The organism is Micromonospora sp. WMMD736 (genome assembly GCF_049179015.1).
Taxonomy (GTDB): domain Bacteria; phylum Actinomycetota; class Actinomycetes; order Mycobacteriales; family Micromonosporaceae; genus Micromonospora.
The window spans coordinates 2,413,013-2,439,578 of record NZ_JBMHMI010000001.1 but is presented as its reverse complement, the minus strand read 5'-3'; the positions used below and the strand labels follow the sequence as shown (position 1 = coordinate 2,439,578).

22 protein-coding genes and 1 pseudogene are annotated in these 26,566 nt (G+C 72.4%); 13 read left to right on the top strand and 10 right to left on the bottom strand.

The genetic code is table 11. The features are described from left to right. Positions 1-6: 6 nt before the first annotated feature. From ACN269_RS10265 to ACN269_RS10255, 3 genes and pseudogenes are all read right to left on the bottom strand, one after another. Positions 7-354 (bottom strand): annotated as a pseudogene (locus ACN269_RS10265) (DUF3140 domain-containing protein); the annotation flags it as partial. Beyond that, on the bottom strand, positions 341-559 hold the full coding sequence (locus ACN269_RS10260; protein ID WP_278148179.1) for a DUF2945 domain-containing protein: 219 nt from the start codon (positions 557-559) through the stop codon (positions 341-343). The gene ACN269_RS10260 and the pseudogene ACN269_RS10265, both read right to left, overlap by 14 nt. Positions 560-1,000: 441 nt before the next feature. Beyond that, positions 1,001-1,807, bottom strand: a complete 807-nt coding sequence (locus ACN269_RS10255) for a class I SAM-dependent methyltransferase (protein WP_421472230.1) — start codon at positions 1,805-1,807, stop codon at positions 1,001-1,003. Positions 1,808-2,187: 380 nt separating this feature from the next. On the opposite strand from ACN269_RS10255, the gene rpsA reads away from it, so the two are divergent. Further along, on the top strand, positions 2,188-3,687 hold the full coding sequence (gene rpsA / locus ACN269_RS10250; protein ID WP_421472229.1) for a 30S ribosomal protein S1: 1,500 nt from the start codon (positions 2,188-2,190) through the stop codon (positions 3,685-3,687). Between the two features lie 165 nt (positions 3,688-3,852). Further along, positions 3,853-5,037 carry a dephospho-CoA kinase gene (coaE, locus tag ACN269_RS10245; RefSeq protein WP_421472228.1) on the top strand — a complete coding sequence of 395 codons (1,185 nt, stop codon included), beginning with the start codon at positions 3,853-3,855 and terminating at the stop codon, positions 5,035-5,037. A gap of 7 nt (positions 5,038-5,044) precedes the next feature. On the opposite strand, the gene ACN269_RS10240 is transcribed toward coaE, so the two are convergent. After that, positions 5,045-6,652 carry a hypothetical protein gene (locus ACN269_RS10240; protein WP_421472227.1) on the bottom strand — a complete coding sequence of 536 codons (1,608 nt, stop codon included), beginning with the start codon at positions 6,650-6,652 and terminating at the stop codon, positions 5,045-5,047. A gap of 312 nt (positions 6,653-6,964) precedes the next feature. Here ACN269_RS10240 and uvrB point away from each other — a divergent pair, with 312 nt between their 5' ends. The 4 genes from uvrB (at position 6,965) to ACN269_RS10220 (ending at position 11,826) form a co-directional block, all read left to right on the top strand. Then, the gene (uvrB, locus tag ACN269_RS10235) at positions 6,965-9,073 is read left to right on the top strand and encodes an excinuclease ABC subunit UvrB (protein WP_421472226.1); all 2,109 of its coding nucleotides are present in this window, start codon (positions 6,965-6,967) and stop codon (positions 9,071-9,073) included. A 58-nt stretch (positions 9,074-9,131) separates the two neighbouring features. Next, on the top strand, positions 9,132-9,971 hold the full coding sequence (locus ACN269_RS10230) for a helix-turn-helix domain-containing protein (RefSeq protein WP_421472225.1): 840 nt from the start codon (positions 9,132-9,134) through the stop codon (positions 9,969-9,971). A 458-nt stretch (positions 9,972-10,429) separates the two neighbouring features. Continuing rightward, the gene (locus tag ACN269_RS10225; protein ID WP_421472224.1) at positions 10,430-10,798 is read left to right on the top strand and encodes a VOC family protein; all 369 of its coding nucleotides are present in this window, start codon (positions 10,430-10,432) and stop codon (positions 10,796-10,798) included. 170 nt (positions 10,799-10,968) lie between these two features. Then, on the top strand, positions 10,969-11,826 hold the full coding sequence (locus tag ACN269_RS10220; protein ID WP_421472223.1) for a helix-turn-helix domain-containing protein: 858 nt from the start codon (positions 10,969-10,971) through the stop codon (positions 11,824-11,826). A gap of 267 nt (positions 11,827-12,093) precedes the next feature. On the opposite strand, the gene ACN269_RS10215 is transcribed toward ACN269_RS10220, so the two are convergent. After that, entirely contained in the window at positions 12,094-12,387 is a 294-nt protein-coding gene (locus ACN269_RS10215; protein WP_355049563.1) for an antibiotic biosynthesis monooxygenase family protein, read from the bottom strand. An 84-nt stretch (positions 12,388-12,471) separates the two neighbouring features. Here ACN269_RS10215 and pnuC point away from each other — a divergent pair, with 84 nt between their 5' ends. From pnuC to ACN269_RS10200, 3 genes are all read left to right on the top strand, one after another. Next, positions 12,472-13,128: a nicotinamide riboside transporter PnuC gene (pnuC, locus tag ACN269_RS10210; protein ID WP_421472222.1), complete on the top strand. Its 657-nt coding sequence runs from the start codon at positions 12,472-12,474 to the stop codon at positions 13,126-13,128. After that, the gene (locus ACN269_RS10205; protein WP_421472221.1) at positions 13,125-14,222 is read left to right on the top strand and encodes an AAA family ATPase; all 1,098 of its coding nucleotides are present in this window, start codon (positions 13,125-13,127) and stop codon (positions 14,220-14,222) included. The genes pnuC and ACN269_RS10205 overlap by 4 nt, the downstream gene beginning before the upstream one ends. Before the next feature lie 287 nt (positions 14,223-14,509). Beyond that, complete coding sequence (locus ACN269_RS10200) at positions 14,510-15,508, top strand: TerC family protein (protein WP_421472220.1); 999 nt, start codon at positions 14,510-14,512, stop codon at positions 15,506-15,508. A 29-nt stretch (positions 15,509-15,537) separates the two neighbouring features. On the opposite strand, the gene ACN269_RS10195 is transcribed toward ACN269_RS10200, so the two are convergent. Together ACN269_RS10195 and ACN269_RS10190 are read right to left on the bottom strand one after the other, a co-directional pair. Further along, the gene (locus tag ACN269_RS10195; protein ID WP_421472219.1) at positions 15,538-16,455 is read right to left on the bottom strand and encodes an NlpC/P60 family protein; all 918 of its coding nucleotides are present in this window, start codon (positions 16,453-16,455) and stop codon (positions 15,538-15,540) included. 59 nt (positions 16,456-16,514) lie between these two features. Continuing rightward, positions 16,515-17,612 carry a mandelate racemase/muconate lactonizing enzyme family protein gene (locus ACN269_RS10190; protein WP_421472218.1) on the bottom strand — a complete coding sequence of 366 codons (1,098 nt, stop codon included), beginning with the start codon at positions 17,610-17,612 and terminating at the stop codon, positions 16,515-16,517. Positions 17,613-17,656: 44 nt separating this feature from the next. On the opposite strand from ACN269_RS10190, the gene ACN269_RS10185 reads away from it, so the two are divergent. Then, positions 17,657-18,454, top strand: a complete 798-nt coding sequence (locus ACN269_RS10185; protein ID WP_421472217.1) for a tyrosine-protein phosphatase — start codon at positions 17,657-17,659, stop codon at positions 18,452-18,454. Positions 18,455-18,466: 12 nt separating this feature from the next. Here the strand turns inward: ACN269_RS10185 and ACN269_RS10180 are convergent, their stop codons facing one another. Together ACN269_RS10180 and typA are read right to left on the bottom strand one after the other, a co-directional pair. Further along, positions 18,467-19,306, bottom strand: a complete 840-nt coding sequence (locus ACN269_RS10180; protein ID WP_421472216.1) for a serine hydrolase — start codon at positions 19,304-19,306, stop codon at positions 18,467-18,469. Positions 19,307-19,411: 105 nt separating this feature from the next. Beyond that, entirely contained in the window at positions 19,412-21,280 is a 1,869-nt protein-coding gene (typA, locus tag ACN269_RS10175; RefSeq protein WP_421472215.1) for a translational GTPase TypA, read from the bottom strand. Positions 21,281-21,413: 133 nt separating this feature from the next. Here typA and ACN269_RS10170 point away from each other — a divergent pair, with 133 nt between their 5' ends. Next, complete coding sequence (locus ACN269_RS10170; protein WP_421472214.1) at positions 21,414-22,826, top strand: VTT domain-containing protein; 1,413 nt, start codon at positions 21,414-21,416, stop codon at positions 22,824-22,826. A gap of 32 nt (positions 22,827-22,858) precedes the next feature. After that, positions 22,859-23,743: a transglycosylase SLT domain-containing protein gene (locus ACN269_RS10165; protein WP_421472213.1), complete on the top strand. Its 885-nt coding sequence runs from the start codon at positions 22,859-22,861 to the stop codon at positions 23,741-23,743. Between the two features lie 57 nt (positions 23,744-23,800). Here ACN269_RS10165 and ACN269_RS10160 read toward each other — a convergent pair whose 3' ends face one another. Then, positions 23,801-25,927, bottom strand: a complete 2,127-nt coding sequence (locus tag ACN269_RS10160) for an MMPL family transporter (protein ID WP_421472211.1) — start codon at positions 25,925-25,927, stop codon at positions 23,801-23,803. 123 nt (positions 25,928-26,050) lie between these two features. Here ACN269_RS10160 and ACN269_RS10155 point away from each other — a divergent pair, with 123 nt between their 5' ends. Further along, positions 26,051-26,566 carry a MarR family winged helix-turn-helix transcriptional regulator gene (locus ACN269_RS10155; RefSeq protein ID WP_421476261.1) on the top strand — a complete coding sequence of 172 codons (516 nt, stop codon included), beginning with the start codon at positions 26,051-26,053 and terminating at the stop codon, positions 26,564-26,566.

The following is a 26,566-nucleotide window of genomic DNA, read 5'->3' as shown; positions in this document are numbered from 1 at the left end:
CCGCTACTTCATCGGGTCGTGGCCCCAGTTCATGAGGGACCAGCGCCACTTGGTGTCGCGCACGTTGCCGGACGGGCGCTGCGCCATGTGCCGGCGGACGTAGCCGACCACCTTGCGCATGTGCTTGTAGTCCGCCTCGGAGAGGTCCGCGCGCTTGCGGCGGAGCAGGTTGATGATCTTTCGGCCGGACTCGTGCCCGACCGACTCGCCACCGCCGGTACGGCCGCCCTTGTGCCAGCCCACCTGCTTCGACTCGTCGGTCTCCAGCCACGTGGACAGCTCACCGGGCTTCATGTTCACCACCTCGGTGAACTCCCGATAGGTGTCCCGCCCCTGGTCGTCAGCTCTGCTCATGACGCAACGCCTCCGGGCGGTGGGCCACGTCGCGGCCCGTGCCGTCACTGCGGACCCGGTACTGCGGGTCGTCCGGGGACGCGTTCACCGCGCGCCCGCGAATCCGCGTCCGTTCGGTGATCGTGCCCTGCACCACGCCGTACGCGCGGCTGCCGTGCGCCGACCAGGAGACGTGGTCGCCCTCGTGGAATCGCTGTTCGGCCATGCTGCGGGCTACCCGACCCCGCCGGGGTGAAACGACTACGGCGTGATCTCGGCGATCGGCAGCTTGATGTCGAACGGCTCGGTCAGCTCGATCACGTCGGCGCCGTCGGCGACCAGCTCGTACTGCCGCTCACCGCCCGGTCCCAGCCGGTCTCCGATCCGGTACGCGTAGACGTGTACCGGGTCCTGCTCGATCCGCCAGTAGTAGGGGATGCCGGCAGGCCCAGGGTGGGAAGGGGCGGCACCTGGACGACTCCATCGACAAGTTCGACGCGTGGGGCACCGTCCGGCAGGGTGAGGAGGTCGTCCAGCGTGTGGTCGGCACGCTGCTGGCGGGCCTGATCCGGTCGCCAGGGTTCCGGTGAGATCGGCGTCGGCTCTCTGGTCACGAGTACCTAACGCCCGCCGCACGCGGATCGGGCGGACAACGGGTGCGGCGCGCTCAGTCGGCGGGCTTCTCGGTGACGAAGATGGCGGTGCCGGGGAAGAGCCGTCCGCGCAGCGGACTCCACTGGCCCCAGACGCCCTCGTGTCCCTCGGGCCACTCCGGCTCCACCAGGTCCAGCAGGCGGAACCCCGCGCCGACCAGTTCCCGGATCCGGTCACCGAGGGTCCGGTGCTGCTCCACGTAGGTGGCGACGCCGTTCTCGTCCTGCTCGACGTAGGGGGAACGGTCGAAGTACGAGTGCACGGCCCGCAGCCCGCCCTCGCCGGGGTCGTCCAGGAAGATCCAGCGCATCGGGTGGGTCACCGAGAACACCCAGCGGCCGCCCGGGCGCAGCACCCGGTGCACCTCGGCGAGCAGGGCCGCCGAGTCGTCCACGAACGGGATCGCCCCGAACGCCGTGCAGGCCACGTCGAACGACCGGTCGGCGAACGGCAGCGCGAGCGCGTCGGCCTGCACCAGCGGCACGCGTACCCCGGTGGCGTCGGCCGCCTTGGCGGCGTGCCGCAACATGCCGGCGGACAGGTCGAAGGCGACCGCCCGCGCGCCCTGCGTGGCGAGCCAGCGGGCGGCCGCGGCGGCGCCGCAACCCACCTCGAGCACCCGCCGCCCCGACACGTCGCCGAGCAGGTGGGCGTCCGCTTCGCGGAGCCCCTCCGGGCACCAGACGAAGTCCACGTCGCCGAGGAAGGTGCCGTGCTCGGCCTGGTAGTCGTCGGCGTCGGCGTCCCACCAGCCGCGGTTGGCCCGCCTGACCTCGGCGTCACCCACGCGGCGCCGGGTCACCCGGCTGTCGTCATCCACCCGCTCACGCTAGGCCCCACCCACCCCGTCGGGTACGGCGGCGCGTCCACGACTGCGGGATTCCGTTGGAGCGGGCGAGCCGTGGCTGCTGTGACCTATGAGACAGGAGGGGTCGTTTCCGGGCGATTGTTCGCCTTTCGCAGGTCATCGCGCGGCGAGGAGACGGGAGGGCTTGCACGCTGTGGTAATGCGCACGGTAGGCTAGACGATGCGCTCGCGGATCGTGTGTCTCGGCAGGGAGCAGGTGCGCGGTCGTCGGAGCCACATCATGATCTCACTAGGCGATCGTTCGGTGTGTCCGGCGACGGATCCGCTGGCGCGAACAGGTCACCGCGACACCAGCCTGCTGTGACAACCCACCGACCGGAGCAACCGCCCACATGACGAGCAGCATCGAGGCCCCCTCGAGCGCCACCCGGGTCACCCACGACGATCTCGGTTCCGAGGAGGCTTTCCTCGCCGCGATCGACGAGACCATCAAGTACTTCAACGACGGCGACATTGTCGAAGGCACCGTCGTCAAGGTCGATCGGGACGAGGTCCTGCTCGACATCGGCTACAAGACCGAGGGTGTCATCCCCTCTCGGGAGTTGTCGATCAAGCACGACGTCGACCCCGCCGAGGTTGTGACGGTTGGCGACCACATCGAGGCCCTGGTCCTCCAGAAGGAGGACAAGGAGGGGCGTCTGATCCTCTCCAAGAAGCGGGCGCAGTACGAGCGGGCCTGGGGCACGATCGAGAAGATCAAGGACGAGGACGGGGTCGTCCGCGGCTCGGTCATCGAGGTCGTCAAGGGTGGTCTCATCCTCGACATCGGCCTGCGCGGCTTCCTGCCCGCGTCCCTGGTCGAGATGCGGCGCGTGCGTGACCTGCAGCCGTACGTCGGGCGCGAGCTCGAAGCCAAGATCATCGAGCTGGACAAGAACCGCAACAACGTGGTGCTGTCCCGCCGGGCCTGGCTCGAGCAGACGCAGTCCGAGGTGCGCACCGAGTTCCTCAACAAGCTGCAGAAGGGCCAGGTCCGCAAGGGCGTCGTGTCCTCGATCGTCAACTTCGGCGCGTTCGTGGACCTCGGCGGCGTCGACGGTCTGGTGCACGTCTCCGAGCTGTCCTGGAAGCACATCGACCACCCGTCCGAGGTCGTCGAGGTGGGCCAGGAGGTCGAGGTCGAGGTCCTGGACGTCGACCTGGACCGCGAGCGCGTCTCCCTGTCGCTGAAGGCGACGCAGGAGGACCCGTGGCGGCAGTTCGCCCGCACCCACGCGATCCAGCAGATCGTGCCGGGTAAGGTCACCAAGCTGGTTCCGTTCGGTGCGTTCGTCCGCGTGGACGACGGCATCGAGGGCCTGGTCCACATCTCCGAGCTGGCCGAGCGCCACGTGGAGATCCCGGAGCAGGTCGTCCAGGTCGGCTCCGAGGTCATGGTCAAGGTCATCGACATCGACCTGGAGCGCCGCCGGATCTCGCTGTCGCTCAAGCAGGCCAACGAGGGCTTCGTCGAGGGCGAGGAGCACTTCGACCCGACCCTCTACGGCATGGCCGCGACGTACGACGCCGAGGGCAACTACATCTACCCGGAGGGCTTCGACCCGGAGACGGGCGAGTGGCTCGAGGGGTACGACAAGCAGCGCGAGACCTGGGAGAACCAGTACGCCGAGGCCCGTCAGCGTTGGGAGGCCCACACCAAGCAGGTGCAGACCTCTCGCGCCGCCGACGCCGAGGCCGCTGCCAACCCGGCTCCCGCCGTCCCGGCTGCCACTGGCGGCACCACCTCCTCGTCCAGCCCGGCCCCGAGCCGGCAGAACGAGGAGCCGGCCGGCACCCTGGCCACCGACGAGGCGCTCGCCGCTCTGCGGGAGAAGCTCGCCGGCGGTAAGTGACCCGCTAGCACGACGACAGGCCCCGTCTCCCGCGATCCTCGGATCGCCGGAGGCGGGGCCTTCGCCGTGCCCGCCGCGCCGGTGGACGCTGATCACACGACGGGGACGGTTCCCCACGGGGTGGGACTGTTTGGCGGGTGGGCCGCGATCCGGTTGACTGTCCTGGTGCTGAGGGTGGGGTTGACCGGCGGGATCGGGTCGGGCAAGAGCGCGGTGGCCAGGCGGCTGGTGGAGCTGGGCGCGGTGCTCGTCGACGCCGACCAGATCGCCCGGGAGGTCGTGGCGCCGGGCACCGAGGGTCTCGCGGAGATCGTCGCCACCTTCTCCGCTCGGGTGCTGGACGCCGACGGCGGGCTGGACCGGGCGGCGCTGGGCGCGCTGGTCTTCTCCGACGAGGCGGCCCGCCGCCGGCTGGAGGCGATCACCCACCCCCGGGTACGGGCGCGTACCGCCGAGCTGGTCGCGGCGGCGCCGCCGGACGCGATCGTCGTCAACGACGTACCGCTGCTCGTGGAGGTGGGGCTCGCGCCGACGTACCACCTGGTGGTCGTGGTGCAGACGGCCGTGCCGACCCGGCTGGAGCGACTGACGCGCGACCGGGGTATGGACCGCGCGGAGGCCGAGCGGCGGATCGCCGCGCAGGCTGACGACGATCGTCGGCGGGCGGTCGCCGACGTGGTGGTGACCAACGACGGCAGTCTGACGGCGCTGCACGGCGCGGTGGACGCGCTGTGGCGGCAGCGGCTGCGACCCTACGAGCACAATCTGCGGCAGCGGCGGGTCGCGTCGCCGCCCGCGCGCGGCGACGCGGCGGAGGCCGACGCCCGCTGGCCCGAGCAGTACGCGCGGCTGGCGGCCCGGATCCGCCACGCGGTCGCCCCGGCGGACCTGCGGATCGACCACATCGGCGCGACGGCGGTGCCCGGCCTCGCCACCGACGACGTGATCGACGTGCAGATCGCCGTGCCCAACCTCGGGGACGCCGACGGGCCGCTGGCCGAGCAGCTGGCGGGCGCGGGCTTCCCCCGGGTCCCGGGGCACTGGTGGGACGACCCGCGTCCGGCCGACCGGGGGCGGTGGGAGAAGCGACTGCACGGCAGCGCCGACCCGGGTCGTCCGGTGCGGCTGCACGTGCGGGAGGCGGACTCGCCCGGCTGGCGGTACGCGCTGCTGATGCGGGACCACCTGCGCGCCGACCCCGATCGGCGGGCGACGTACCTGCTGCTCAAACGCGATCTGGTGGACGCGGCACCGCACGTCGGTGGCAGCGGCACGGCCCGCGACCCCTGGTTCGACGAGGAGTACCTGCGGGCCGAGCAGTGGGCCACGCAGACCGACTGGCGGCCCTGACCCCTGGTCAGCGTGTCCCCCGCGGTCGACCGGCGGCGCGCGGCGGCGGCGGGAGGCGGGGCACCACGGCGGGAGAGAGGTCCAGCTGCGCCCATGCGCCCGGGCCGGTACGTAGCTCCACCCGGCGCAGCAACCCGTCCCGGTCGATCCAGTAGCGCAGCCGCGCGGCGTTCGTGCGGAACTCCACGACGTCCACCGTCCGCCCGTCCGCGAGATCCTCGCGGACGCGCACGGGGGCGCCCCGCCGTGCCGCCGGGTCGGCGGCGGCCACCGCGGCGTCGACCAGCAGGTCCAGGTCGTCGCGGGCGGACCGGCTGGTCCGCCACGTGCCGCCGGGGACCGGGAACGGCGGTCGCCCGGGCGTCTCGGCCGTGCCACCACCACCGGCGTCGGCGGGTACGTCCGTACGGGACAGGCCGGCGGCGTCGCGGTGCAGCAGGGTACGGCGATCGGGTACGCCCAGATCGGCGACCCCTACGTAGGCGGTACGGGCGGCCCAGCTCAACCAGCCGGCGCCCCGCAGGTTGACCTCGACGCCCACCGGCGCGGTCAGCGTCAGCGTGGCACCGCCCTGGCCGCGCAGCCGGGCCGGCAGCGCGTCCCACCGCCGCTGCTCGGCCTCCGTGAGCGCTCGTGGCAGGCCGGGTCGGCCGCCGAGTGCGTCCACCGGATGCAGGGTGGGACGGTCGATCCGGTCGAGGAGCACCGTGAGTGGCCCGACACCGGGCAACCGGGTCACCAGCTTGTGCAGCCGGCCGTCCCGGTCGAGCCAGTAGCGGGCCGACAGGTCCGCGCCGGCCGACGGCGTGCCGGACGCTGTCGCGGTACCGGCGGCCGGTGCGGTGGTGGGTGACGCGGCGGGCAGTGACCCCTGGAACACGTCCAGCGTTCCGGCCGCAGCCGCCTCCTGGGCGATCCAGCGCCCGTCACCGGCCGACGGGACCGGGTCCGGGCGGTCGGCGGCGAGGCCGAGGAGCAGGTCGAGGACCGACGCCAGGCTCGTGCCGGGCGTCAGGTGGCGCAGCCGCCAGCGGTCCGCCGGCGGTACCAGCGGAGGCGCGGCCGGCGTGGGCACGGCCGTCGGGTCCGGCCGGACCACCAGGACCGGGCCGGAGCTCTGCACCAGGCCCCGGTCGGCACCCGCCCCCGGCCCTCCGACGTCCAGGTAGAGCAGGGCGCGCGACCAGTCCACCCAGCCCACCAAGTCGGTGCGGGCGGCGCCCTCACCGGCGGTGACGCGCACGCCGGCGCGCAGGTCCCGCAGGTTGGTGACCCGCATGGCGGCCAGCCGCTCGGCCTCGGCGACGGTCAGCGGCCGGGCCGGCGCGGGTGGGTCGGGCGCCCAACTCAGCAGCCCGAGCACCAGCGCCGCCGCCGACGTCACGGCGGTCAGGGCGAGCAGGAGCAGCAGCGTACGCCGACGTCGGCTGGCGCGGGCCGACCCGCCGCGGTGGCTGGTCTCGCCGGCCGGGGTGTCGTGCTCCCCGACCTCGGCACGGCCGGGCCGGCGGTCCCCGACGCCGTGCCGAACGCCGGGGTCCGCGGTGCCGGCGCGGGTGGTGCGGTCCCTGGTGTCGGTGTCGGGGGAGGGCGCCGGGGCTCCAGAGGTGTCCACGGATGTGAAACGGGTGGGACGGGATCGGGTGACGAGCCCGGAGTACGGAGCAGGGGCGCTCGCGGCGGCCGGTCTGCGCCGTGAGCGCGACCACACGGGTGCGCACGCCGGACGAGCCGGGTGCTGCGACCGCTGTGCCGGGGGCGGCCGGCCGTGATGACGGCCTGGCCACCGGCCCGGTCGGCCGCCGCGAGCGGCCTACACGAAGAGGGTAGTCCCGGTGACATGGGCCACACAATGGGAATATTGAAGCCGATCACGTACCCTGCGCGACGGCCGAACATGTCGGACCTGCGGCGTACCGTTGATGTCATGGCGCTCGACATTCCTCGGCTCGACGGCCGCTTCCAGGTCATCAGCGAATACCAGCCGGCCGGCGACCAGCCGACCGCCATCGACGACCTTGAGCGCCGGGTGCGGCGCGGCGACCGGACGTCGGTGCTCCTCGGCGCGACCGGCACCGGCAAGAGCGCCACCACCGCGTGGCTCATCGAGCGGCTGCAGCGCCCGACCCTGGTGCTCGCCCCGAACAAGACGCTCTGCGCGCAGCTGGCCAAGGAGTTCAGCGAGCTGCTGCCGCACAACGCGGTCGAGTACTTCGTGTCGTACTACGACTACTACCAGCCCGAGGCGTACATCCCGCAGACCGACACCTACATCGAGAAGGACTCCTCGATCAACGAGGAGGTCGAACGGCTGCGGCACTCGGCGACCATGTCGCTGCTCACCCGCCGCGACGTGATCGTGGTGGCCACCGTCTCGGCGATCTACGGGCTGGGCACCCCGGAGGAGTACCTGGACCGGGCGGTCAAGGTGAAGGTCGGTCAGGACCTCGACCGCGACCAGTTGCTGCGCCGGCTGGTCGACATCCAGTACACGCGCAACGACATGGCCTTCCAGCGGGGCACGTTCCGGGTCCGCGGTGACACGTTGGAGATCATCCCGGCGTACGAGGAGTTGGCGGTCCGCATCGAGCTGTTCGGCGACGAGGTGGAGAAGCTCTACTACCTCAACCCGTTGACCGGTGACGTGGTGCGCGAGGTCGACCAGTTGGTGATCTTCCCGGCGACGCACTACGCGGCGGGCCCGGAGCGGATGGAGCGGGCCATCCGCGACATCGAGGCGGAGCTGGCCGAGCGGCTGGCCGAGCTGGAGCGCCAGGGCAAGCTGCTGGAGGCGCAGCGGCTGCGGATGCGCACGACGTACGACATCGAGATGATGCGCCAGGTGGGCTTCTGCTCCGGCATCGAGAACTACTCGATGCACATGGACGGGCGGCTGCCCGGCAGTCCGCCGCACTGCCTGCTCGACTACTTCCCGGACGACTTCCTCACCGTGGTCGACGAGTCGCACGTGACGATCCCCCAGATCGGCAGCATGTACGAGGGTGACGCCTCCCGCAAGCGGATGCTCATCGACCACGGGTTCCGGCTGCCCAGCGCCGCCGACAACCGGCCGCTGCGGTTCGACGAGTTCCTGGAGCGGGTGGGCCAGATGGTCTGCCTCTCCGCGACCCCGGGCACCTGGGAGTTGGAGCAGTCCCAGGGCGAGTTCGTCGAGCAGGTCATCCGCCCCACCGGCCTGGTCGACCCGGAGGTCGTGATCAAGCCGACCAAGGGCCAGATCGACGACCTGATGCACGAGATCAAACTGCGGACCGACCGGGACGAACGGGTGCTCGTCACGACGCTCACCAAGAAGATGGCCGAGGACCTGTCCGACTACCTGCTGGAGAACGGTGTCCGGGTGCGTTACCTGCACTCCGAGGTCGACACGCTGCGCCGGGTCGAGCTGCTGCGGGAGCTGCGCAAGGGCGAGTACGACGTGCTGGTCGGCATCAACCTGCTCCGGGAGGGTCTGGACCTGCCCGAGGTGTCCCTGGTGGCGATCCTCGACGCCGACAAGGAGGGCTTCCTGCGCAGCGGCCGGTCCCTGATCCAGACCATCGGGCGGGCCGCCCGTAACGTCTCGGGCCAGGTGCACATGTACGCCGACAAGATCACGCCGTCGATGGCGGCGGCGATCGACGAGACCGACCGGCGTCGCGCCAAGCAGATCGCGCACAACGAGGCGCACGGCATCAGTCCGGAGCCGCTGCGCAAGAAGATCCACGACATCCTGGACGACATCTACCGCGAGGCGGAGGACACCGAGAACTCCCGGGTCGGCGGCGCGGTCCGCCAGCTCTCCCGGGGTAAGGCGCCGGTCAAGGAGACCCGCAGTCGCAGCCGGTCGACCGCCGCCACCACGTCGCGGGAGGGGATGGCCCGCGCCGACCTCGCCCAGCTCATCCAGGAGCTCAACGACCAGATGCTGGCCGCCGCCCGCGAGTTGCAGTTCGAGCTGGCGGCGCGGATCCGCGACGAGGTCGCCGATCTGAAGAAGGAGCTACGCGGGATGGACGCCGCCGGCGTGAAGTGACAGCCGAGCCGGCCGGGTGGGCGCTTCGTGCGGCGAGCGGGAAGGGCGGTCGGGTGCGATGACGGTGGTCGACGACGAGCTGGTCCTCGGGGTGCCCGAGATCCGCCTGCGTCCGTTCGTCGACCGGTATATCGGCTACCGCGAACGCGCGGACCTGCCCCTGGTCCGCCGGGAGACCGCTGGTGCCTTCGTGGTGCTGATCCTGGGTTGGGGCGCTCCGCTGGACGTGGCCGATCCGCGCAGCGCCGAGCGTGGGGTCGAGCGGGTGGACTCGTTCGTGGCCGGCACCTTCGACGGCTGGTGCACCACCCGCACGGTGGGCGTGGGGGAGGGCGTGGAGTTGCTGCTGACCCCGCTGACCGCCCGGCGCGTCCTCGGCCTGCCGCTCGCCGAGCTGACGAACCGGGCGGTGGGCCTCGGGCACCTCCCCGGCCGCTGGCTCGATCAGCTACGGCACCGGTTGGCCGAGGCCGGGGGCTGGCCGCAGCGCTTCGCGCTCCTGGACGCGGCACTCGTCGACCGCCTGGCGACGTCCCCACCCGTCGACGCCCGCCTCGACTGGGCCTGGCGATGGCTCGCGGCGAGCGGTGGGCTCCGCGGCGTCGGCGAGCTCGCCGCCGAGCTGGGGTGGAGCCGGCGACATCTGGCGGCCCGGTTCCGGGAGGACGTCGGCCTGCCACCGAAGACGGCGGCCCGGTTGATGCGCTTCCAGCACGCGCACGCGGTGCTGCGCGATGCCGCCGCGATCGGATCGCCGCCTGGCCGTGAACGGGCCGTCGACTGGGCCGAGGTGGCCGTCCGGTGTGGCTACTACGACCAGTCGCACCTCATCCGGGACTTCCACCAGTTCGCCGGTGCCACACCGGCGGCGCTGCTCGCCGCACGCTCCTCCGTCTGAAGCGAGACGTCGTGGGGCGTGGGGCCATCGGGCTCGTGACGCCGTGGGGCGTGGGGCCGTCGGGCATGTGACGTCGTGGGGCGTGGGGCCGTCGGGCTCGTGACGTCGTGGGGCGTGGGGCCGTCGGGCATGTGACGCCGTCGGGCACCTGCACGCCGTCGGCGCGTGGACCCGGCGGGCGGGGCCGGGCAGCCACCGAAGCCGCGTTGTCAACTCCAGATCGCCGATCTGGCGGTGTCCGGCCGCCCTGATGCCGCCATATCGGCGACCTGGTGTGGATCAACGTGCACGATCGACTCCGGTTCAGGGAAGTGGGGGCGTCCCGAGCGCGCCGACAGCCCGGTTTGCGGGAACCCGTGAGTTGGGCTGCCCTCGCGCGACGATCCGGCGCAGGGTTGGGCCACCCGGGTCACATTCGTCCAATCGCGGAGTCGACACCGGGCCGGAGACTCGTCGCTATGCGAACCGTCTATCCGATCCTTCGTTATCCCGATCCCCGCGCCGCGATCGACTGGCTCTGTTCCGCGTTCGGTTTCCAGGTGCACGCCGTGCACGAGGCGTCGGACGGCACGGTCGCCCACGCCGAGCTCGTCCTCGACACCGGCATGATCATGCTGGGTCCGCGGGTCGGCCCGGCGTCTCCGGCCGCCGAGGACGACTGGTCCGTCTACGTGGCCGTGCCCGACGTCGACGCCCACTGCGTCCGAGCGCGTGCCGCCGGGGCGGACATCACCCGGGAGCCGTTCGACACCGACTACGGGTCCCGCGACTACGCCGCCCGTGACCTCGCCGGCATCCAGTGGTCGTTCGGCACCTACCGGCCCTGAGTCGCGTGCCGGCCCTGAGTCGCATGCCGGCCCTGAGCCCTGAGCGGGGAGGGAAGGCATGGACGGCAGCGGATCCACCCCCGTGACGTGATCGCTTCGATTGCGGTGCGCCACCGCGCTATTGCACTGGGTGATCGTCCTGCGTACGCTCCCTCGATGGGGAGGCGGGGATGCCGTTGCCAACAAGTCCTGTCATTCGACGCGCGCGCCTCGGCGCTGAGCTGCGTCAGCTACGTCGGCGCGAGGCGCTGACCCTGGAACAGGTCTGCGACCGGTTGGGCTGGGCGTCGACGTCGAAGCTGTCCCGCATCGAGCTGGGGCAGAGCCGTCCGGATCTCGCCGACGTGCTGGATCTGCTCGACGTCTACCAGGTGCCCGGGCCGGTCCGGGAGGCGCTGATCGTCATCGCGCGGGACGCCGCCACCAGCCGCGGCTGGTGGAAGGCGCTCGGCGAGATGAGTGAACGGCAGCGCGTGTACGCCGAGCTGGAGGCGGGGGCGGCCGACATCGTCGAGTACCAGCCGGCGGTGGTGCCGGGGCTGCTCCAGACGGCGGCGTACGCGCGCTCGCGGGTCGCCGCCGGTGCCCTGCTCACCCCGGACGTCGACGTGGAGGCCGAGGTGCGGGCCCGGGCGCTGCGGCAGGAGGTGCTGCGCCGGGCCGACCCGCCGCGCTACACGGCGGTGCTCGCCGAGGCGGTGTGCGACCCGGGCGACCTGCCGGTCGACGTCTGGCGGGAGCAGCTTCGGCACCTGGTGGCGGTGACCGGGCTGGCGCACGTGACGGTGCGGTTGCTGCCCCGCGGACTGGCCGGCGGCGGGCTGCACCCGCTCACGCCGTACTCCTGGTATGCCTTTCCCGACCCGGCGGACCCGCGGACGGTGATGTTGGAGGCGTTGACCACCGACGTGCGCCTGGCGACCGTGCTCGACGTCGACAGGTACGAGCGGATGACCGAGGCCCTGCTGGCGGCGGCGCTGTCACCGGAGGAGACGGTCACCGCGTTGGCCCGCCGCGTCGGGCAGTAGGGCTAGGGCCTGTTTCATAAGAACTGGCCGGCCTGCGGCGGGCCCGGACGACGACCGGCGGCGTTGCGGTCACGTCCGGATACAACACCGGTATCCGAACGCGACCCCGCCTTGCCGGATCGCCGCCCGGACTCCGCCTCGGCTCGACCGCCCTTATGAAACAGGCCCTGGCCCGCGTGGCCACCGGGCCCGGCGCCCCCGAGCCCGTCGGGACCGGCGACCCGCGCGTGCGGGAGGCACGGTAACCGCCGGGTACGACAGGCTCACTCAGGCCGGTACGTCGAGGAAGTGCTCGACCAGCGGCGGTCCGGCGAAGTGCGGACCGATGAGCGCGCGCCACTGTGCGAACCGGTCGGTGTCCCGGAAGTTCTTCTCGTGCGCCTCGACCGAGTCCCACTCCACCAGCAGCACGAACCGGGTGGGCGACTCGATGCCCCGCGTCATCCGCACCGAGCGGCAGCCGGGCGTCCCGGCCAGCACCGGGTGACCCTCGGCGTACGCGGCAGCGAACGCGTCCTCGTGTCCGGGCAGTACGTCGATCAGCGCGACCTCAAGCACCATGCCGGAAAGCCTCCCACGGCCCGGGGTCGTGCGGGTGCCGTGGGGTCTGTTCCAGCGTCGACACAGGTCCTAAGGTGTGGCGACATGATCATCGACTGGCTCACCGGCACCGCGTTCCGCGTGGCGGGCGTCGGCACGACCTGGGCGGAGCTGCTGGGGTTCGCCACCGGCGTGCTCAACGTGTGGTTGGTGGCCCGGCAGCGCGTCGCGAACTGGCTGATCGGCATCGCCAACGTGCTGTTGCTCATGCTGCTGTTCTGGACGGCCGGGCTGTACGCCGACGCCGGGCTCCAGGTCGTGTACGTGGCGCTCGGCTGTTACGGCTGGTGGCACTGGTTGTTCGGGGGCGAGGAGCGGACCCGGCTGACGGTGAGTCGGACCGGCCGGCGGGAGTGGGTGGGGCTGGCGGTCGCGGGTGTGCTGCTCACCGGCGCCCTCTGGGTCCTGCTGGACCGGGCCACCGACTCGACGGTGCCGTTGCCGGACGCGCTGACGACGGCGCTGTCCCTGCTGGCGACGTACGGGCAGACCCGCAAGCGGGTGGAGAGCTGGTGGCTCTGGATCACGGCCGACCTGATCTACATCCCGCTGTACGCCTACAAGGGGCTGCACCTGACGGCCGTGCTGTACCTGGTCTTCCTCGCCCTGTGCGTGGTCGGGTTGCGGGCCTGGCGGGCCGACGAGCGCCGGCTCGACCCGGCCACCCCGACGCCGCCCGGCCCGGCCAAGGTGACCGCATGAGTGGGCCGACGCCCGCGCGGCGCCCCGAGTTCGGGCACGGGATGGTGGTCGGGAAGTTCTATCCGCCGCACGCCGGGCACCACGCGCTGATCGCGGCGGCGGCCGCCCGCTGCGCCACCGTCACCGTGGTGGTGGCGCCGTCACGCCGGGAGTCGATCCCGCTCGCGGACCGGCTGGACTGGCTGCGCGAGGCGCACGCGGACACACCGTGGGTCCGGTTCGTCGGCCGGTACGACGACCATCCGGTGGACTACGCCGACCCGGCGGTCTGGGACGCGCACTGCGCGGTGTTCCGCGAGGCGGTCGGACCGGAGCAGGTGGACGCCGTCTTCTCCTCCGAGGCGTACGGGGAGGAGTTGGCCCGCCGCTTCGGGGCCGTACCCGTGTCGGTGGATCCGGATCGGCGGACCGTGCCGGTGTCCGGGACGGCGGTCCGCGCGGACCCGGCGGGTCACTGGCGGTGGCTGAGCCCTCCGGTGCGGGCCGCTCTGGTGCGGCGGGTGGTGGTGGTCGGCGCCGAGTCGACCGGCACCACCACGATGGCCGAGGCGCTCGCCGCGCACTACGCCAGCGTCTGGATTCCCGAGTACGGCCGGGAGTTGACCGCCCGCAAGCTCGCCCGGCTGCGGGAGCGCTCGCCCGAGGCGACGATCGCCGATGTCGTCTGGGACCGCGAGGACTTCCGCGAGGTGGTGCGCGAGCAGCAGGCGGCCGAGGACGCGGCCGCCCGGTCGTCGGGGCCGTTGCTGTTCTGCGACACCGATGCGCGGGCCACCGCGATCTGGGAGGAGCGCTACCTGGGCAGCGCGTCGCCGCAGGTGCGGGCGGCGGCCCGTCGGCCGGCGCTCTACCTGCTGACCGACCACCGGGGCGTGCCGTTCACCGACGACGGGTTGCGCGACGGCGAGCACCTGCGGGCCTGGATGACCGGGCGGTTCCGCGAGGAACTGGCCGAGTCGGGGGTGCCGGTCGTGGAGTTGACCGGGTCGCACACCGAGCGGCTGGCGCGGGCCGTGCAGGTCTGCGACGACCTGCTGGCGTCCGGCTGGTCGTTCGCGGACCCGATCGTCGCACCCGACACACTAGCCTCCTAGGACGACCCACGGGGTGTGTCGGGAGCAACCTGCCCCAGGTGTGATCACGGCGCGTGGTGGGCAACAATGGTCCGCGAGGAGGGGAGTATTCCCCCGCGACGAAGTCGTCAGCACGGACGATCGCCGGATTCTCGGCGACCGACCCGGCTCCGTCGGTCGCCGTCCCGTTCGCGGGTCGGGGGCGGAAGAGACCTCCGACAGTCACCAGAGTGAGCGACAGCGGCACGCCGGCCCCGGCAGGGGCGTACGGTGTGCCCGACGCCGCGTGTCTGCCGGAGGAATGAACGTTGGACGTGTCCGGATTGGTGTGGGCGGGAACCCTCGTCGCACTGTCTGCGGTGCTGCTCGTCGATCTGCTGATCATCGGTCGGCGCCCGCACGAGCCGAGCGTGCGCGAGTCGAGCCTCTGGGTCGCCTTCTACGTCGGCCTCGCCCTGCTCTTCGGTGCCGGTGTCTGGCTGGCCTCCGGGGCCAGTTCGGCGGGGCAGTTCTACACCGGCTGGCTCACCGAGTACAGCCTCTCGGTGGACAACCTCTTCGTCTTCGTCATCATCATGGCCCGGTTCGGGGTGCCCCGGCAGTACCAGCAGAAGGTGCTGCTCATCGGCATCGTGCTGGCGTTGGTGATGCGGGGCGGGTTCATCGCCGCCGGAGCCGCGTTGATCTCGCAGTTCTCCTGGGTCTTCTACATCTTCGGCGCGTTCCTCATCTATACCGCGGTCAACCTGGCCCGCCAGGGTGAGCCGGACGAGGACGAGTTCTCCGAGAACGTCCTGATCCGGTGGAGCCGCCGGGCGCTGCCGATCTCCAAGGGCTACGACGACGCGAAGCTGACGACCCACGAGAACGGGCGACGGCTGTTCACGCCGATGCTGATCGTGATGATCGCGATCGGCACCACCGACCTGATCTTCGCGCTGGACTCGATTCCGGCGATCTTCGGCATCACGCAGGAGCCGTACCTGGTCTTCACCGCGAACGTGTTCGCGCTGATGGGTCTGCGTCAGCTCTACTTCCTGCTCGGCGGCCTGCTCGACCGGTTGATCTACCTGAGCTACGGGCTGGCCGTCGTGCTCGGCTTCATCGGCGTCAAGCTCGTGCTGGAGGCGTTGGCCGACAACAACCTGCCGTTCATCAACGGCGGAAAGCACGTCGCGTGGGCACCGCACATCCCGATCTGGCTGTCCCTGCTGGTCATCATCGGCACGCTGGGCATCGCCACCGTCGCGAGCCTGGTCAAGTCCGCCCGGGACCGGCGTCGCGAGCTGGCCGCGGCCCGGCGCTGAGCTCAGGGCCTGGTCATGGGCCCGGCCGGTCAGACCCGGTGCACACCCACCAGGGTGGCCGTCCGGTCGGCCGGCAGGGGCTCCTCCACCACCCGCCGTCGTCGGTAACAGGCGTGCAGCATCCGCCGGTCCGCCGAGCCGTCGGCGACAGCGGTGACGATGCCGATGTGGTGGATCTTGCGGCCGGGACGGGCGAAGAAGTAGAGGTCGCCGGGGCGCTCCGCGCCCAGGTCGAGGGGGGTCGTCGCGACGGCCTGGTCGTCGGCGTCGCGGGGGAGGAACACCCCGAACCGGCGCCAGGCCAGGTGGACGAGGCCCGAGCAGTCGATGCCGTACGCCGACAGCCCGCCCCAGATGTACCCCACGTCCAGCAGCCGCTGGGCCACCGCGAGCGCGTCGGCGGCGCTGGCCGGCCCGCTCGGCGGCGGGACGAGGTGCCCGTCGGGCAGCCAGAGTGGCCCGACCCGGCCCGGGACGTGGACCGCCCGCCAGCCGTCGCGCGCCGGGCCGACCGGGACGAGACGGGTGCCCACGACGACTCCGGGCAGCACGATCGGGCCGTCCGGCGCGGCGTGCAGCCCGGTGACGGTGGCGTCCACGACGAGCGGGTCGCCGCTGACGGTGGGATCGGTGGGGGTCAGCTGGTCGGCGGGGAGCCAGCCCGGGTAACCGCGGGGATCGAGCTTGGCGGCCGGCTGCTCGACGGCGACGACCCGGGCCCAACCGTCCGGGCGCAGCTCGTCGATCAGCACCCGCTCGCCGAGCAGGAGTTGACTCAACACGCAGTCGCCGACCTGCTGGTCGGTGTCCAGGCCGGAAACCCAGGTCGGGATGTCGACGCCGGTCCTGAGCGCGGGGCCGTCGACCGGCCGGACCGCCTCGGGGGCTGACCACAGGGTCGCCACCGCGACCCGGACGACGGCCTCGCGGCCCGGTTGAAGCTCCACATCGACCCCCAGCTCGTGTCGGCTGTCCGGGGAAACCCTATGAAGAAAAGCGACGGTCCTCAACCACGAGTCTGCATCTTTACTTCAGTCAGACCGGAAATGCCCAGGCCAGGCGCGTCCGGTAGCACCACCGTCGGCCCCTCGTAGCGGATCCCGCCCTGCACCGGCGACCAGGCGAGCCACCACGCCGCGTCCAGGTCGGCGACCGCCGTGGTGCCGTACGCGGCCACCAGACTCGCCGCCGCGCCGATGCCGACCTGACTCTCCATCATCGAGCCGACCACCGTGCCGAGACCGTGCGCGCGGGCCAGCTCCAGGAGCGTGCGCGCCGGATGCAGCCCACCGCACTTGGCCAGCTTGACGTTGACCAGGTCGGCGGCCCGGCGACGGATCACCTCCACCAGGTCGCGGACCCCGAAGACCGCCTCGTCCGCCAGGATCGGCACCGAGACCCGGTCGCTGACCCAGGCCAGCCCGTCCAGGTCCCAACGGGCCACCGGCTGCTCGACCAGCTCCACGTCCAGCTCGGCGTCCTCGATGCCACGGATCACCCGGACCGCCTCGCGCGGCGTCCAGCCCTGGTTGGCGTCCAGCCGGATGCGCACGTCCGCGCCGACCGCCGCGCGTACCGCCCGTACCCGGTCCAGGTCACCGGCCGCGTCCGTGCCGACCTTGAGCTTGAGCACGCCGAAGCCGTCGGCCCGCCGCTGGCGCGCGGCCGCCGCCAGGTCGACCGCGTCGCCCGCGGCGAGGGTGACGTCCGTCGGGACCCGCAGGGTCGTGCCGCCGAGCAACCGCGCCAGGGGTACGCCCAAACGCCGCGCCGCCAGGTCGTGCAGCGCGACGTCCACCGCCGCCTTCGCCGCCTCGTTGCCCACCACCGCCCGCTGCACCTCGGCGCAGCGGGCCACCAGGTCGTCCGGGTCGCGTCCGGAGAGCAGCGGACCGAGGAGTTCGCGCACGCAGGCCTCGGCCCCGGCGACCGAAGCACCGGTGACCTGCCACACCTGCGGCGCCTCGCCGAAGCCGGACCGGCCGTCCGCGTCGACCAGCTCGACGATCAACGTCTCCACCGTGGTGGTACGGCGCAGCGCGGTGACGAACGGGGTGTGTAAGGGGGCGGAAACCCGGTGGGTGCGTACCGCCGAGATCGTCATATGGGGCACCCTATAGGCAGGCACACGGCGGGAGGACGGGCCGGATGGTCGTACGGGACTGGCAACTGGTGGGCGCGCCGAACGCCCGTGACCTGGGCGGCCTGGTCGGCGCCGATGGTCGCAGGGTCCGCGTCGGCCAGCTCGTGCGCACCCCGGCGCTGGGCCGGCTCACCGACGAGGACCTGCCGGTGCTGGCGAAGCTGGGCCCAGCGTGCGTACTCGATCTGCGCGACGGCACGGAGATCGACGTCGCGCCGCCCGACCGGCTGGCCGGCGAGCCGACGGTCGCGCACCTGCCGGTGCACGATCCGGAGCACCCCGTCTTCACGTACGTCTCGGCGGTGCTGCTCGGGCACGACCTCGACGCGTACGCCGAGTTGGCCCGACAGGGCACGGCGGGGGCGATGGCCGAGATCTACCGGTGGTTCGTCACCGGCGAGTCGGCCCGGCGCAACTTCGGCGCGGCGGTACGCCTGGCCGCCGAGCCGGCGAACCTGCCGCTGCTCTACCACTGCTCGGCCGGCAAGGACCGCACCGGCTGGCTCACCGTCATCCTGCTCACCGCCCTCGGGGTGGACGAGGCGGCGATCCGGGCCGAGTACCTGCGCAACAACGCGCTGACCGAGAGCCTGCGCGTGGTGCTCGTCGAGGCGATGCGTCGCCGCCATCCCACGTTGGACGTCGACGCGGTGCTGCCGGTGCTGGAGGTCCGCGCCGCGTATCTCGACGCCGGCTATCAGGAGGTACGCCGGGTGCACGGCTCGTTCGACGGGTACCTGCGCGACGGGCTGGGGTTGACCGACGAGGTCGTCGGGGCGCTGCGGGCCAACCTGCTGGAGTGAGGCCCGTCGGGCTCAGAGCCGATGGCGGGCGGCCCAGGCCCGGGCCGAGACCCGGGCGAGGAGTGCGCAGGCGTCGTCGTCGCCGTCGGTCAGGTCGGTGGTGGTGCACACGGCGATCACGTACGGCGGGGCGTCGTCGGGCAGCACCACGCCGGCACCGTGGCGCACACCGCTCACCCAACCGTTCTTCAGCGCGATGCGGGTGCCCGCGGGCAGGCCGGCGGCCAGGTCCTCGCGGTGTTCCTGGGCGAGCAGCACGTCCAGCATGGCGGCGCACCCGGCCGGCGAGGCGAGGCGGCCGGGGGTCGTGACGCCGCGGGCCACCGCGCCCAACAGGGCCGCCAGGTCGGCGGCGGTGACGACGTTGGTGATGCCGGCGTCGCGAGCCGCGAAGTCCTCGATGCCGCGGCCGGTGACGCTGTCGCGGGCGCCCACGAGGGCCCACACCTCGGCCACCGCGGGCAGCCCCACGTGCCCGATGACCAGGTTGGTGGCCAGGTTGCTGGACCGTACGATCATCCGCTCGGCGAGCCAGCGCAGCGACGCCGTACCGCCGAGTCGGTCCCAGACCGCGTCGTCGTTGTCGTAGTGCGGGGCGCAGGAGAACCGGGGCGCGCCGGGCTGGGCCGAGTCGAACTCGTTGACCACCGGGACGTCGGCGTCCAGGTCGAGCGTGCCGGCCTCGGCGGCGCGGTGCAGCGCCGCCAGCACCGCCACCTTCATGGTGCTGGCCGCGTAGTGGCCGGCGTGGGCGTGGCGGGTCCAGGTCGGGGGCGCGTCGAGTCGACCGACGTACGCCGAGACGGTACCCGGCACCGCGTCCAGTGAGGCGTCGAGATCATCCCAGGTCATGCCGGTGACCGTAGTCGACGAGGGCGACGTCGCACGGACGTACCCGGTCCGGGAGACGAACGGGCGCGTCGGCCGCAAGCGGCCGACGCGCCCGGTGTCGATGTGTCAGTTGGCGTGCTTGCGGCGGGCGGCGGCCCGGCCGCGCTGCTGCTGGTCGAGCACCACCTTGCGGATGCGCACCGCGGTCGGGGTGACCTCGACGCACTCGTCCTCGCGGCAGAACTCCAGCGCCTGCTCCAGCGAGAGCTTGCGCGGCGGGATCAGCTTCTCGGTCTCGTCGGAGGTCGAGGCCCGCATGTTGGTGAGCTTCTTCTCCTTGGTGATGTTGACGTCCATGTCGTCGGAGCGGGAGTTCTCCCCGACGATCATGCCCTCGTACACCTCGGTGGTCGGCTCGACGAACAGCTGGCCGCGCTCCTGAAGGTTGATCATCGCGAAGGCGGTGACCACGCCGGAGCGGTCGGCGACCAGCGAGCCGTTGTTGCGGGTGCGCAGCTCGCCGAACCACGGCTCGTACGATTCGAAGACGTGGTGCAGGATGCCGGTGCCCCGGGTGTCGGTCAGGAACTCGGTACGGAAGCCGATCAGGCCGCGCGCCGGCACCAGCCACTCCATCCGGATCCAGCCGGTGCCGTGGTTGACCAGCTGCTCCATCCGCCCCTTGCGGGTGGCGAGGAGCTGGGTGATCGCGCCCAGGTACTCCTCGGGGGCGTCGATGGTCAGCCGCTCGACCGGCTCGCAGGTCTTGCCGTCGATCTCCCGGGTGACGACCTGCGGCTTGCCGACGGTCAGCTCGTAGCTCTCCCGGCGCATCTGCTCGACCAGGATGGCCAGCGCCAGCTCGCCGCGGCCCTGCACCTCCCAGGCGTCCGGCCGCTCGGTCGGCAGGACCCGCAGCGACACGTTGCCGATCAGCTCCTTGTCGAGCCGGTCCTTGACCATCCGGGCGGTGACCTTGGAGCCCTTCACCTTGCCGACCAGCGGTGAGGTGTTGGTGCCGATGGTCATCGAGATGGCCGGCTCGTCGACGGTGATCAGCGGCAGCGCCACCGGGTTCTCCACGTCGGCGAGCGTCTCGCCGATCATGATCTCCGGAATGCCGGCGACGGCGATGATGTCGCCCGGGCCGGCGGTCTCGGCCGGCTTGCGCTCCAGACCCTCGGTCATCAGCATCTCGGAGATGCGGACCCGCTGGGTGCTGCCGTCGGTGCGGCACCAGGCCACGGTCTGGCCCTTGCTGATGGTGCCCTGCCGGACGCGGCACAGCGCCAGCCGGCCGAGGAACGGCGACGCGTCGAGGTTGGTGACGTGCGCCTGAAGGGGAGCGTCGTCCTCGTACGCGGGGGCCGGGATGGTGTCCAGCAGGGTGCGGAACAGCGGCTCCAGGGAGTCGCTGTCGTCGGGCACCGAGCCGTCGGCCGGCTGGGTCAGCGAGGCGATGCCGTCGCGGGCGCAGGCGTAGACGATCGGGAAGTCGATCTGCTCCTCGTCGGCGTCCAGGTCGAGGAAGAGCTCGTAGGTGTCGTCCACGACCTCCTTGATCCGGGCGTCCGGACGGTCCACCTTGTTGATCACCAGGATGATCGGCATCCGGGCCCGCAGCGCCTTGCGCAGCACGAAGCGGGTCTGCGGGAGAGGGCCCTCACTGGCGTCGACGAGCAGCACCACGCCGTCGACCATGGTTAGGCCGCGCTCGACCTCGCCGCCGAAGTCGGCGTGGCCCGGGGTGTCGATGATGTTGATGGTGACCGGGTCCGAACCATCGGCGGGCAGGTACCGCACGCCGGTGTTCTTGGCCAGGATCGTGATGCCCTTCTCCCGCTCCAGGTCGCCGGAGTCCATCACCCGCTCGGTCGTCTCGCCTCGTGCGCCGTACGCGCCGGCCTGCCGCAACATGGCGTCGACCAGGGTGGTCTTGCCGTGGTCGACGTGAGCGATGATGGCGACGTTGCGAAGGTCGGTGCGAAGCTGCATACCCTCTATCCTTCCGCCTGCGCTCGCGCAGGCTCCGTCGGGGTCACCCCCAGGTGCCCCTGATCTATGGTGAAACCGCTGTGCCGGTCGTTCCCCCGGCTGGCATGCTGGCTCCCGTGTCCCGGGGGCCTGAGTGCACGACCTGCTGACCTGGGTGCAGGGTCTGCCCACCCTGTGGATCTACCTGGTCGCCGCGCTGATCGTGGCGGGCGAGACCGCGGTGATCTTCGGCCTGCTGGTGCCGGGTGAGGCTACCCTGCTGCTCGTCGGCTTCCTCACCTACAACGGTACCTTGCGGCTCGGGCCGGCGTTGCTCGCGATGATCGTCTCGGCGTTGGCCGGCGACGCGCTGGCGTTCCGCGCCGGGCGGCGGTACGGCCCTCGGCTGCGCGCCGGGCTGGGTCACCGGGTCGGCCACGGGCGGTGGAGCAGGGCTGACGCGATGCTCGCCCGCCTGGGTGGCCGGGGCGTGTTCGCCGCGCGGTGGGTGGCCTTCGCCCGCACCCTGGTGCCCCGGCTCGCCGGTGCGGCCGGCATGCCGTACCGGCGGTTCGCCGTCTGGAACCTGGCCGGGGTGGCGACCTGGGTGGGCGGCTCGATCCTGCTCGGCCACCTCGCCGGTGAGTCGTACGACACGGTCTCCCGGGTGCTCGGCCGGGCCACCGGCGCGGCACTGGCGTTGCTGGCGGGACTGCTGGGGGTGGTGCTCGCCGGCCGGTGGCTCGGCCGCAACCCCGACCCGGCGCGCGCGCTGCTGTCGCGGGCCGCCGCGCTGCCGCCGGTGCGCTGGCTCAGCGCCCGCTACGGGGTGCTGTTCCTCCTGGTGGCCATGCGGATCGGACCGGCCTGGACGCTGCTGCTCAACCTGATCGTCGGGCTGCTGCTGCTCTTCGCCGCCGGACTGGCCATCGCCGGCCTGCTCGCCGTGGTGGTGCGCAACAGCGGACTGGCGGCGCTGGACGGGGCGATCGACGCCTGGTTCACCGCCCGCCGTACTCCGGACGCCGCCGACGCCACCCTGGTCGTGGTGTCACTGGTACGGGGGTGGGCGCTGATCGTGCTGGTGGCGATGGTGGCGGCGGTACTGGCGTGGCGTCGCCGCCCGCTGCGTACCGACCTGCTGAGCGTGGTGGGCACGGTCGGCGCGTTCGTGCCGCTCGTGGTGCTGGCCGTGGTGGCCGAGTTGACCGGCACGCCCGGCGGCCCGGGTGGGCACGAGGCGGTCCCGTTCCCGACCCAGAACGCCGTGGTCGCTGCGAGTCTGTGCACGCTCGCCTGGTTGGTGTCGCGCAACGCCCGCTGGCCGGCGGCGGTGGCGGCGTGGACGGCCGCCGCCGCGGGCGTGCTGGGGGTCGGCGTCGCCCGGCTCTACCTGGGCGTGGACACGGCGAGCGGTACGGCGGCGGCGGTGCTGCTCGGCGTGCTGTGGACGGTGGTGTTCATGGTCGCCTGGGCCACCCGGGACCGTGCGGTCGGCGGGCAGGAGCAGTCGGGCGGTCCGGCACGCCCGGCGCAGGGGCAACCCCGGTCCGTCGAACCTTGCTAATCTGCGGCGACTGTTCGACGGGGAGGACCACCATGCGTCAACGAGCCGGTCGGGTGGGCGCGCTCGTGCTCGCCGGCCTCCTGTTCGCCGGCGGTGCGGTCGGCTGCGCCGGTAAGGGGGAACGCCCGCAGGACCAGGCCGCCGCCCCCGTCTCGGTCACCGATGCGCCGATCGACGAGGCGGTCGACGAGCCGTCGGTCGAGGCGAGCCCGTCGCCGAGCGCGGTGGCGGCGATGGGCACCGCCCCGAGTCGCAGCGCGTCGGCCACCCCGAAGCCGTCGAAGAAGCCGACACGTACGTCGCCGGCCACGAAGCCGCGCGTGGTCGCCAAGGCGCCCACCGAGACGAAGGTCCCGCCCGCGCCACCGAAGCCCGCTCCCTCGTCCTGCAAGCCCAGCTACAAGGGCACGCAGGCGAGCCGTGCCGACGTGAAGGCGGCGCTGTCCGCTGCCGCCGCCCGGACCTACTGGCCCAGCTCGGCCCCCGACCTCAAGATCCCGCTCAACCTGGTCAAGGCCACGGCCTGGCAGGAGAGCGGCTGGCAGTCCAACATCTACGCCTGCGACGGCGGCGTCGGGCTGATGCAGGTCATGCCGGGCACCGCGACCTGGATGAACCAGCGCTTCGACCAGAGCTACGACATCGCCGACTACCAGGACAACGCCTACCTGGGTGCCAACTACCTGGCCTGGCTGACCAAGTACATCGGCGACATGTACTTCGAGTCCGACTTCCGGCTCGACGCGGACCTGTGCACCGCCGAACTGGACTCCTGCCTGCTCAACGCGGTCATCGCCGCGTACAACTTCGGGCACGGGGCGGTGGCGCAGGAGGGCGAGCCGCTGGCCATCCCGAACCCGTCGTACGTGCGTAACGTGCGGGCGCTGATGACCGAGTGCGTCTGCCTGGGCTACTGAGCACGTCGACTCCGGCGGGGTCGGGTGCTTCCCGGCCCCGCCCCGTCGCGTGGGCGGTCAGTCCCGCGCGGTCACCGGCTCGGGTGTCGCCGGGGCGTCGGCGTCCGGACGCGCGTCGACCCGGCCCGGCCACCAGAAGCGGTCGCCGAGCAGAAACGCCAGCGCCGGCACCAGGACCGTGCGGACCAGCAGGGTGTCCAGCAGCACGCCGATGCACACGATGATGCCGATCTGCGTCAGCGTGATCAGCGGCAGCACGCCCAGGACGGCGAACACCGCGGCCAGCAGCACCCCGGCGCTGGTGATGACACCTCCGGTGACCCGCAGCGCGGAGAGCATGCCGTCCCGGGTGCCGGCGCGGCGGGCGTCCTCGCGGGCCCGCGTCACCAGGAAGATGTTGTAGTCCACCCCGAGCGCGACCAGGAACACGAAGGCGAGCAGCAGCACGCCGCTGTCCAGCGCCGGGAAGTCCAGCACGTGGTCGAAGAGCAGCCACGCCGCGCCCAGGCTGGCGAAGAACGACGCGATCACGGTGAGCACCAGCAGCACCGGCGCGACCAGGCCCCGCAGGAGCAGCACCAGCACCGCGCCGACCAGCAGCAGGATGATCGGCAGGATCAGCCGCAGGTCGCGGTCGTTGGCCTCGTCGGAGTCGTACGTGGCGGCCACCGAGCCACCCACGATCGCCCCGGCGGGCGGTTCGGCGCCGGTGACGGCCGGGGGAGCGGAGTCGGGAACGGCGGCGACCGCGTCGCGCAGCGCCTCGATCGCGCGGTCCGAGGCGGGGGTGCCGGGCTCGGCGTCCAGCACCACGTCGACCTGGGCGACGGCCTGGCCGGCGTCACCTGGTCGGGCCGAGGCGACGCCGGGCACGGCGCTGGCGGCTTCGGTGACCGCCCGTACCGCCGCCGGGGTGGTGAGCACGGCCACCGGCTGGGTGCTGCCGGCGGGGAACGCGCGGGCCAGGGTCTGCGCGCCGGTCACCGCCTCGGGCGCTGCCCGGAACTGCTCGGTCTCGGACAGGCCGGTGCGGATGCCGAGCCCACCGAGGGCCAGGCCGCCGAGCAGCACGGTCGACAGCACCGCGACCACCGCCGGTCGGCGTCGGACGATGCCGCCGAGCCGGCCCCAGAGCCGGCCCTCGCGGGCCGGGCCGCCGACCCGGGGTACGAACGGCCAGAACAGGCCGCGACCGAAGAGCACCAGGACGGCGGGGAGCACGAACAGCGCCGAGAGCATGGCGAAGACCACACCGGTGGCGCAGGCCACGGCGAGCGCCCGGTTCGTCTCCTGCTCGCTGAGCAGCAGGGTGAGCACACCGAGCACCACGGTGCCGCCGCTGGCCAGGATCGGCTCGGCGGTGCGGCGCAGCGCGGACCGCATGGCCGCGAAGCGGTCCTGCTCGCGTCGCAGTTCCTCCCGGTAGCGGGCGATGAGCAGCAGGGCGTAGTCGGTGGCGGCGCCGAACACCAGCACGCTGGCGATGCCGGTGACCTGACCCTGCTGGAGGTTGATGCCGAAGGCCGGCACGATCGTGTCCACCGCGCGCAGGGTGAGCTGTTCGGTCGCGGCGACGACGACCAGCGGCACGATCCACAGGAACGGACTGCGGTACGTGACCAGCAGCAGCACCGCGACCACGGCGGCGGTCACCGCGAGCAGGGTGACGTCGGCGCCCTCGAAGACCGACGACAGGTCGGCGGTGAGGGCGGGCGCGCCGGTGACCTCGGCGGTCAGCGGTTCGGGCAGGTCCGTGAGCGCCCCGCGCAGGTCGGCCACCGTCCTGGTGACGTCCTCCTGACCGCCGGCGGTGTCCAGCGGGACGGCGACGAGCGCGACCGTGCCGTCCGGGGAGACCTGCGCCGGGCTCACCCGACCGCCCACCGCGAACCGGCCCAGGTCGCCGGAGCGGGCGGCCAGGGCGGCCCGGTCGGCGTCGCTCAGCGCTCCGCCGCCCGCGCGGCTGACGACCACGATGGCCGGTTGGACGTCGCTGGTGGGCAGCTGGTCCTGGAGGCGTTGCACCTGGGTCGACTGCCAGGTGGCGTCGAGGCCGGTGGCGGAGACCGGCGCCGGGTTGTCCGGCCGCGGGACACCGAAGACGACCGCGGCGACGACGAGCGCGGCGGCGACGGTGAGCCAGGCGGCCAGCCGGCCCCGCGCGACCCTGGTGAAGACGGACATCGCTGACCCCTAGGTCTTTCGAGTGCCGAGTATCTTGATTGCCGAGATTATCGACGGCTGTTCTATGCTGCAAGCCGGGAGACCGGCATGGGGAGAGAGCGGCGCGAGGTGGCGACTCACGGCATGTACCGGCGGCGCGACACGCGCCGCGAGCAGCTGGTCGCCGAGATCACCAACAACCTCCGGCGGTACGCGGTGGACGCCCAGCACGTCGGTCACGCGTTCGCCAACCTGCACGGCCTCAACCCGACCGACCTGAACGCGCTGATCGCCGTCATGGACGCCGAACTGTTCGGCGACCCGATCACCCCCGGCCGCCTCGGTGAGCAGCTCAACCTGTCCTCCGGCTCGGTCACCGCCCTGATCGACCGCCTGGAACGGGCCGGGCACATCCGCCGCGACCGGGACACCACCGACCGGCGCAAGGTGCTGCTGCACTACGCCGACCAGGGCGCCGCCCTCGCGATGGAGTTCTTCCGGCCGCTGGGCGCCCGGACCGACACGGTGATGGACCGCTTCGACGACGACGAGCTGGAGGTGGTGCACCGGTTCCTGGCCGAGATGGGTCAGTCGCTGCGGGCGCACCGTGACGCGGTCCGTGCCGCCCGGCCCGGGGCCACCCACCGGACGACGGGCTGA

Bases quoted from the DNA above. Each gene is read 5' to 3' on its own strand.
- ACN269_RS10160 (WP_421472211.1), bottom strand. From the start codon at position 25,927: ATGTCCGTCTTCACCAGGGTCGCGCGGGGCCGGCTGGCCGCCTGGCTC.
- ACN269_RS10190 (WP_421472218.1), bottom strand. From the start codon at position 17,612: ATGACGATCTCGGCGGTACGCACCCACCGGGTTTCCGCCCCCTTACAC.
- ACN269_RS10155 (WP_421476261.1), top strand. From the start codon at position 26,051: ATGTACCGGCGGCGCGACACGCGCCGCGAGCAGCTGGTCGCCGAGATC.
- ACN269_RS10260 (WP_278148179.1), bottom strand. From the start codon at position 559: ATGGCCGAACAGCGATTCCACGAGGGCGACCACGTCTCCTGGTCGGCG.
- uvrB (WP_421472226.1), top strand. From the start codon at position 6,965: ATGGCGCTCGACATTCCTCGGCTCGACGGCCGCTTCCAGGTCATCAGC.
- ACN269_RS10230 (WP_421472225.1), top strand. From the start codon at position 9,132: ATGACGGTGGTCGACGACGAGCTGGTCCTCGGGGTGCCCGAGATCCGC.
- rpsA (WP_421472229.1), top strand. From the start codon at position 2,188: ATGACGAGCAGCATCGAGGCCCCCTCGAGCGCCACCCGGGTCACCCAC.
- ACN269_RS10205 (WP_421472221.1), top strand. From the start codon at position 13,125: ATGAGTGGGCCGACGCCCGCGCGGCGCCCCGAGTTCGGGCACGGGATG.
- ACN269_RS10220 (WP_421472223.1), top strand. From the start codon at position 10,969: ATGCCGTTGCCAACAAGTCCTGTCATTCGACGCGCGCGCCTCGGCGCT.
- ACN269_RS10225 (WP_421472224.1), top strand. From the start codon at position 10,430: ATGCGAACCGTCTATCCGATCCTTCGTTATCCCGATCCCCGCGCCGCG.
- ACN269_RS10165 (WP_421472213.1), top strand. From the start codon at position 22,859: ATGCGTCAACGAGCCGGTCGGGTGGGCGCGCTCGTGCTCGCCGGCCTC.
- ACN269_RS10215 (WP_355049563.1), bottom strand. From the start codon at position 12,387: ATGGTGCTTGAGGTCGCGCTGATCGACGTACTGCCCGGACACGAGGAC.
- ACN269_RS10180 (WP_421472216.1), bottom strand. From the start codon at position 19,306: ATGACCTGGGATGATCTCGACGCCTCACTGGACGCGGTGCCGGGTACC.
- typA (WP_421472215.1), bottom strand. From the start codon at position 21,280: ATGCAGCTTCGCACCGACCTTCGCAACGTCGCCATCATCGCTCACGTC.
- ACN269_RS10185 (WP_421472217.1), top strand. From the start codon at position 17,657: ATGGTCGTACGGGACTGGCAACTGGTGGGCGCGCCGAACGCCCGTGAC.
- pnuC (WP_421472222.1), top strand. From the start codon at position 12,472: ATGATCATCGACTGGCTCACCGGCACCGCGTTCCGCGTGGCGGGCGTC.